Here is a 7,574-nt window from a genome sequence, read left to right on the forward strand (position 1 = left end):
TATGATCAATATTCCAATGCGGCCCTCGGCGTCGCTGCACGAAGCTGTGCGGGAGGAGATTCTCGCACGCATCAGCAACGGGACTTACCAGCAGGAGGCAATCATCCCATCGGCCGCCATGCTCGGGGAGGAATTCGGTGTTAGTCCAATCACAATCAAACGTGCATTACGTGATCTGCAATCGGCCGGAGCACTAGTGGCAGTTGCGGGCAAGGGAACTTATGTAAAGAAGCAAACGCGTGTCCTGCGCCGCTTGGATATCTCGGCGCCTTCTTATGAAGGCACAACGATTCAGTTGCATTCGATTACGAGAGAGAAGATTTCGGACACAGCAATGAACTCGTTCAACCCACCAGCCGACGCTTTGCTTTGCGTTCGTAAGACGGTTTATGCTGACGGCGCGCCGTTCATGTACGATGCGACTTATCTGTCCTCAGATCTGAGCGATGCCATAACTGAAGAATTCGGTGAAGTTTTCGTCACGACGGCACTGGAACGTCACGGCTATGAGGTCGTAAATACCGACCTCATTATTGACGCGGCTCCGGCTTCGGGAAAAGTGGAGGAGATTTTTGGAATTCCCTCCGGGTACCCTATGCTTCGCCGATTCTACAAATTTACGACCAGTTCTCCAAAAATGACGGTATTCGGTGTCGTACAGGCGCCATTCGATCAACTCGCCTGTTCGATAAGTATCCCAGCACGTCCTAAGCCGAGAAGCAGTAAGAACGCTTGAAGCGGGCTTGTGCTAGACGAAAGCCATAATTAGCAAGCTTTTTACGAGAGCGAAGTTCGTAGCTCATACGGCCTCTCACAGATCCGCCCACACCCTTTAGCGACTCAATCGGATCACTGCGCGACTTTCAGTAGTAGTATGCGGCGAGCATGTCGCGTGTTTGGTACGCGGTGTAAGTGAGCTGCGCAGCGGCGAGGCCCGCAAAGCCAAACGTGCGGCTCAGGCCGAACACAGTGAAGCTCTCCCGCACCGGCCTTCCCTCGGCCAGCGCGGCGGCGAGCGCTTCCCCGGCGACCGTCGTCGGCGCCATCCCATGTCCGCCAAACGAGATCGCGTGCCAGATCCCATCAGCGTCCCGGCCGATCTGTGGCATCTTGTGACGCGCATAGCTCATCAAGCCGCCCCACGCGTGATCCACCCTAACATCGGCGAGTTGTGGATACACGCGTATGAGGTCTCGCCTGAGCAGTCGCGCGATGGCCTCTGGATCGCGGTTGAGCACTGAGATCCGACCTCCCCAAAGAATTCGTGTGTCCTGTAATGGACGGTAATAGTCGAACGCGAAGCGGGTGTCATAGACTGCATATTGCGCGTCGATTACGTCCGCCAGACGCGTACCAAGTGGCTCGGTTGCGATCACGTAGGTTGCGATCGGCAGTCCCGCCCGCTCGATGCGGGGCGATACGCCTCGGGCATAAGCACCGCCCGCGAATACGACATCCTTCGCACACACCGCGCCTTTGGCCGTGCGTACGACGAAGCTGGCGCCTTGGCGGTCAATCGCGCATGCCCGAGATTGCTCGAAAATGCGGGTGCCGCCCTGGACTGCCGCTTTGGCAATGCCGAGCACGTACTTGAGTGGATGGAAATGGAAGGCGTTGGCCTCAAAGAGGCCTCCATGATAACGAGCAGTCTTCAGCCGCCCACGCAGCTCGTCCGTCTCGACCGGTTCCCAGTCGACGTCAAATTCGCGTTTCATTAACACACGAAGTCTGTCAAGGCGGGTCCGATCATCGAACCAGTTCGCGAGCATCACTCCCCGGTCGGCGAGGTCGCAGTCGATTCCGTATCGCGCAATTCGCGCGCGGATCAGGTCGACAGCCTTAATCGTGAGCCGATAGAGGCATCGCGCCTCGTCGCGGCCGAGCGTGCGCAGCAGGTCGGCGGCGTCCAAGCTATAGCCCCCGAACACGAATCCGCCGTTGCGGCCCGATGCGCCAAAGCCGATTCGCTCACCCTCTAGTACAACAACATCACGCACGCCGCGTTCGACCAGTCCGAGCGCGGTACAAAGGCCGGCAAGGCCGCCGCCAATGATGCAGACCTGTGTGTCGAGCGTGCCAGTCAATTGCGGATAGAGCTGGCGGGAGACGGTGGTTTCGTAGAAGTTCTGCATGTGAACCCTGAAGTTGGACATGTCGAAACGAAGAGCCGGACGTGCTCCCGGATTCGAGGTGGTGGTTCTGCACGTGCAGCGTTCGCGAACGCCAAGTCTAGTTGGCGTGGTGAGATGCTGGATTTTAGCCTGCTGGCGACATCGGCAGCGCGCATGCAGTACTAGTAGAGTCAGAGTTATTATGCAAGCGCATAATTTGTTCGACTTGAATAGATCGCATAGACGCTCCAAAACGATCGTAGAATGAGGATACAACGTCTATGGCAAGAAGTTTTGCGAGAATGCCCGAAGCGGAGCGCCGCCACCAACTTATTGAAGCTACCCTGGATTGTATATTCGAATACGGCATCCAGGGCACCACTGTCCGTTCGGTCGCCGCACACGCTGGCGTCACCAACGGCTTGATTCGGCATCACTTTGAAAACAAAGCAAACCTAATTGCTGCCGCCTATCAACAAGTAATGCTGGTGATCACAAGCTCAGCGTATCAAGCTTTGGCAACCGCTCAGGGTTCGCCGCGAGAACGACTCCATAACTTTGTAGAAGCGACCCTGAAGGGCCAAGCAGCAGAGTACAGAATGCTGGCACTCTGGGGTACCTTCGTCGGTCAAAGCCGTGTTGATCCTTTGATCGGTAGCGTAAGGGACGAATCCTATGCGAGTTTGAGAAGCGCCACCGAGCCGCTGATCGCGCAGGTGATGCGTGACGCAGGCAAATCCGCTTCTTCTGTCGAGACATCGGATCTGACAATCGCCATCCTCGCGATCATCGACGGGCTTTGGATCGAGTCTTGCCTCAGCGACGAGGGTCCACAGGTCGACCGTCTCGTCAATCTTGGCATTCGGTCAATCGCGCGCCTCCTAGATCTTCCCCCTAAATAAAGACATATGTGGAGTCGACGGTTGCTGCTTAGGCGGCTAGTTGCGAGAGTTGGTCGGTTACTGCAAGCTCGAAGCATACTACGGGGATCTATCACGGCTAAAGCTCATACGAGGGCTTCTGCTCAAGGCTGATCACTAATGCATAGCACGGTTCCTTTGGATGTCTGTTCGGATCCATGGTCTGAGCCAGATTGCATGACGCCGCGCGTTTCCGTCACCGGTTCAAACTCACATACGGTCGCCGTGTTGTTCGGCAGCACAATTATCCCTGGCTCTCCGCGCTTGAACGCTAGCAGTGCCCGGACCAGTGCTTTACCATCAATCTTGTCGGTCTTCGCACGCCGGCACCGACGTGAAGTAGCGATCGAAGCCGAATCAACGACGTAACTCTCGATCCCGTTCGCTTCCAGCACGAATGTATCCAAATGCCGCCCAATCACGCCTCCTGGGTCGTCACGATTGGAAACGCTCGCCCGGATCGGAGCCGCGCCTTCTCCTGCGTCTGCGCAAACCGATCCAGCAGCTCGGAAACATCGCCGCCGTCCACCCCATGCTTCGACATCTTCTCGCCGTTGCCTGGCGACAACGAAATGACGAGTCCCGTCGATCGACTCAGTTCCAAAGACAAAATTATTGCGCCAAGATCAGTGCGGACAGCGGTCGGCGTTTCTGAGGTTTCGCTGAGTACCTCAATAACCGCGTGCAGCAAGATCATCGTGCCATTGCGCCGAGTCGTAAGGATGCTGGAGTTGTTAAGGAGCTCTACTGCCCTAGCGATCTCTCTCCTCCGAAACTTCCTGCCGAAGCGTGGGCCCTTGAGAAAGGCGCCAACCGACAGCCGCGATAAATCGATCATACCGCTCTCCCCTTTCGCCCGAGCCACCACCTGCCCACTTTCCGGAACGGCGGCCGCTGAATTCAGCCAGAACCGGATGAACAGGGCCAATGTTTCGCTTGTGATCTCGGCACGCAGCTCCAATCGCTGTAGGCCCGATCAAGCCGATCCAAGCGTTTGACGATCGTCGCTTCTCCCCGCTCATCCACATCCGGCGAGAGAAATGACGCGATAGCGGCCTCCGCGATGAGCGAGAGAGATTTACCCTTCGATAGGCGAAAACCTAAGAGTCGCCACTGCAGGTCCGGCTCGAGATAAACTGAAAGTCGGTGTTTTTTGTCTGTCCGTCCTGACAATTTCAAAGCTCCACACCACCACCAGGATCCACGGATATCTGCCGAGCAACCTGACGCATCTTACGCGAAAGCGGTCGGAGGTCGCATCGCGTTCCGGCGCTTCGCCATTCAGGTCGAACTCATTGACGGCCCCTGTCACCGGTTCGGTGCTATCTCCTTGCGCGCCTCCAAATCCGGCTCTCGGCGAAGGCCAGCGTTTGACGCCTCGTCATTCCCGCTGCCATCTTCCGACTGAGTTGCGTTCGAATCTGCAAAATCCCTGTCTGTTAGCGATCCCCTTCCTTGCTTGTAGTAATTCGACCAGTCGTCTGTTATCAACCTGCGTTCAACGCACTCGTCGCTTGCTGCTGTAGGCAGAACACGTCCGCCGAGACGCACATCCTCGAAGTAGCGCGCTTCTTCGTCCGGATCGGCGGAATGCCAGCCACCATGACAATCTCGTCGTCCGGCGGAAGCTGCATCACCTCCCCAGGCGTCAGCAGCGGTCGTGCCGTCTCTGACCTGTAGACCATCAGATGCGAAAGCCAGGGTGCCAGCCGATGGCCGGCATAATTCTGCATCGCCCGCATTTCTGTCGTGGTGCCGAGCGAATCCGAAACGCGTTTGGCGGTGCACTCGTCGTTGGTGGCGAAGCTTACGCGGACATGGCAGTTGTCGAGGACAGAATTGTTGGCACCGTAAGCCTTCTCGATCTGGTTGAGCGACTGTGCGATGAGGAACGCCTTGATGCCGTAGCCGGCCATGAAGGCGAGCGCCGACTCGGAGAAGTCGAGACGGCCAAGCGCGGGGGACTCGTCGAGCCTCATGAGGACACGATGGCGACGATCCTTCGCATGCAGATCTTCTGCGAGGCGTCGACCGATCTGGTCGAGCACCAGGCGCACGAGCGGCTTGGTGCGGGAGATGTCGGAGGGTGGCACGACGAGATAGAGCGTGGTCGGCTTCTGTTCGGCCACGATGTCGGTGATGCGCCAATCGCAGCGATGGGCGAGATCCATCCCCGAGATTTCGAGATAGTTGTTCAAAGCACGAGACATTCAGGCTGTCGAATCCTAAATGTGCAGCGAGATCGACAAGCGAAAACACATCAAAGCCCGGCTTATGACGGTACTGGTAACGAACGCCATAGGAGTGCAGGAATAGCTTTGTCATGATTTTGAGAAGTCCAGTTGGCGCGATGCATTGGAGGCAGCAAAGAGCGCGAACAGTGAAGCGATAAGGATGAAAATCCCGGGAATGAGCGGCGCCGTCGAATCGAGCAAAAGGCTGGTCGCATTGAGTTTGATCAGCGATCCCCAGTCGGTAGCTGGAGGCTGAACGCCAATACCGAGCAGGCTGAGCGCGCTCAAAAACATCAGGCAGGCAACGAAACGGTTGACGAGTTCGACAGCTCGAAGGGGCGGAGGTTCGGCCATCTCGCGTGACGAGATAGAAGAAGCCCGCTCCTCTTATTCGGGATAGTTCGACGAATGGCTCGGCGAAGATTTGCATCACCGGCGCCTCGAGCGAGAGGTATGCAATGGCAGACCGAACATGACAGCAAATGCGTTTTCGGCGAAGGGGCGGCGCTGCACAGCAAACGGAGCGGTACAGGCTCCGGCTTCAAATCCGAACTCACGCTTGACCACAACAAGGTTGCAGCCTTTAAATTCTAGTGGGTGAGCCCATCCCGAGGAAGGATTGGTGCGCGCACAGCCTTCCTGACGAGGACGGATCCCTTGATTGAGGGGCAGACATGACAGCGCCCTTGGTAACGTTCAACACCCAGTCTCGGCTCTGGCTTCAACGTAGTGGTGGCCAATGCACGATTGCCCCGTCCTTCGCCTCATCGCTATTCTTCGAAGGACAACAAAACGACATCAGTCCTGCCGTGCCTGGTCATCGCAACGGGCTCTCCTGCGAAAGCTTCATCTACGATCGTCGAGAACGATGCCCGCGCTTCTCTGAGACCGATTGATTCCATCGCTCTTTTTACTTTCAAAAAGTGATCACCAGTGTGCACTTTTAGAGATTTTCGTTAACAAGCCAAACGCTGCAGAGCGATGGCGACAAGACCGAGCTGCGGTAGTGCCCCAAGTCAGATGTGACGGTCGGCCATTTTCGGAAAATTCAGTTCGGCAAAGTCGTGAGATTGGTAAATCATTCCTTCTTGGCCGGAGGCTATCTATTTATTCTGCCGCTTCAAATTTGAAGCCGCTAAGTGGTCGCATTGTGTAGTTCATTCAATGGATAATCCGACAGGACGGCCGCTTCCTTCCGCAGGGAGATCTGACATGCTTGAGATTAACGCCATGGGCAAGATCTATCAGAATGGCGCTCGGGCGATTGAAAACGTGAGCCTCAATGTCGGTGATGGTGAGATCCTTACGGTGGTCGGCGATTCGGATCGTGGCAAGAGTGCGTTGCAGCTGATTTTTGGAATCGACCGCGTTACAACAGTTGGTGTCGACGATGGGATCCGTGAGCCGCTTCTCCAAGTCGGCCTGATCTTCCACGGACCGCGCCTTTTTCCCTGGTTGAAATTCCCCGAAAATGTAGGCTTTAGCCTGGATAAACCGGATACCACAACGAAAGCGCAGCGGATTTGGCGAAGCACTCGGAAAGGTCGAGCTTTCCCGAAATGGCGTAGGTTGGCCCAAGGAACTTTCCGTTGGTCAGCCCCAACGCATCGCCCTCGCCCACGCACTTGTCGCCCGTCCCTGTGTTGCTTGCTTGACGAACCTTTTTCGGCGCTTGATGCCCTCGCTCGCTCAACTCCATCCGCCCCTCGCACAAGATCGCTTCTTGAAGCCCTATAGGATTGACGATGACCATCGCAGTTTCAGACAAAATCAAGGTTCTGTGGTTTCTGCCCACGCATGGCGACAGCCGTTACCTCGGCACCTCGGAGGGCGGGCGGGCCGTTGATCTGCCCTATCTCAAGCAGGTGGCGCAAGCGGCCGATACACTCGGTTACTATGGCGTGCTGCTACCGACCGGCCGCAGCTGTGAGGACAGCTGGGTTGTCGCCTCGGCCCTGGCGCCACTGACCGAGCGTTTGCGCTTTCTGGTCGCCGTTCGTCCCGGACTGCAATCCCCCACGCTTGCCGCGCGCATGACAGCAACACTCGATCGCATTTCCGAGGGACGATTGCTGATCAATGTGGTCACTGGCGGTGACCCGGTCGAAAACAAGGGCGATGGGATATTTCTGTCGCACGATGAGCGCTATGAGGTCACGCGCGAATTCCTCGATATCTATAAAGCTGTACTGCGCGGCGAGACGGTGGAATTTACCGGAAAGCATTTCAAAATCGAGGATGGGCGGCTGCTCTTCCCTCCGCATCAGACGCCTCACCCGCCGCTCTATTTTGGCGGTTCGTCGGAAGCG

At 56.7% G+C, this 7,574-nt stretch carries 7 protein-coding genes and 3 pseudogenes; 3 read left to right on the top strand and 7 right to left on the bottom strand.

The features are described 5' to 3' along the window. Position 1: 1 nt before the first annotated feature. Complete coding sequence (locus LB462_RS27505) at positions 2-736, top strand: GntR family transcriptional regulator (protein WP_224514675.1); 735 nt, start codon at positions 2-4, stop codon at positions 734-736. Positions 737-863: 127 nt separating this feature from the next. Here LB462_RS27505 and LB462_RS27510 read toward each other — a convergent pair whose 3' ends face one another. Then, complete coding sequence (locus tag LB462_RS27510) at positions 864-2,132, bottom strand: NAD(P)/FAD-dependent oxidoreductase (protein WP_224514676.1); 1,269 nt, start codon at positions 2,130-2,132, stop codon at positions 864-866. Between the two features lie 260 nt (positions 2,133-2,392). On the opposite strand from LB462_RS27510, the gene LB462_RS27515 reads away from it, so the two are divergent. Further along, on the top strand, positions 2,393-3,013 hold the full coding sequence (locus LB462_RS27515; protein ID WP_224514678.1) for a TetR/AcrR family transcriptional regulator: 621 nt from the start codon (positions 2,393-2,395) through the stop codon (positions 3,011-3,013). Positions 3,014-3,267: 254 nt separating this feature from the next. Here the strand turns inward: LB462_RS27515 and LB462_RS27520 are convergent. The 6 genes and pseudogenes from LB462_RS27520 to LB462_RS27545 form a co-directional block, all read right to left on the bottom strand. After that, positions 3,268-3,728, bottom strand: a pseudogene (locus tag LB462_RS27520) (IS110 family transposase); the annotation flags it as partial. A gap of 55 nt (positions 3,729-3,783) precedes the next feature. Continuing rightward, a pseudogene (locus tag LB462_RS27525) lies at positions 3,784-4,204 on the bottom strand (CopG family transcriptional regulator). Positions 4,205-4,206: 2 nt separating this feature from the next. Then, positions 4,207-5,196: pseudogene (locus LB462_RS27530) on the bottom strand (type IV secretory system conjugative DNA transfer family protein); the annotation flags it as partial. Between the two features lie 156 nt (positions 5,197-5,352). Continuing rightward, complete coding sequence (locus LB462_RS27535) at positions 5,353-5,619, bottom strand: hypothetical protein (RefSeq protein ID WP_224514679.1); 267 nt, start codon at positions 5,617-5,619, stop codon at positions 5,353-5,355. Between the two features lie 416 nt (positions 5,620-6,035). After that, positions 6,036-6,167, bottom strand: a complete 132-nt coding sequence (locus LB462_RS31665) for a type II toxin-antitoxin system Phd/YefM family antitoxin (RefSeq protein ID WP_224514681.1) — start codon at positions 6,165-6,167, stop codon at positions 6,036-6,038. A gap of 578 nt (positions 6,168-6,745) precedes the next feature. Further along, the gene (locus LB462_RS27545; RefSeq protein WP_224514683.1) at positions 6,746-7,018 is read right to left on the bottom strand and encodes a hypothetical protein; all 273 of its coding nucleotides are present in this window, start codon (positions 7,016-7,018) and stop codon (positions 6,746-6,748) included. Here LB462_RS27545 and LB462_RS27550 point away from each other — a divergent pair. Continuing rightward, positions 7,011-7,574, top strand: a 564-nt coding sequence (locus tag LB462_RS27550; RefSeq protein ID WP_224514685.1) for an LLM class flavin-dependent oxidoreductase, incomplete at its 3' end; no start/stop codon positions are given. The genes LB462_RS27545 and LB462_RS27550 overlap by 8 nt on opposite strands.

Source organism: Phyllobacterium chamaecytisi (assembly GCF_020164455.1).
Lineage (GTDB): Bacteria > Pseudomonadota > Alphaproteobacteria > Rhizobiales > Rhizobiaceae > Phyllobacterium > Phyllobacterium chamaecytisi.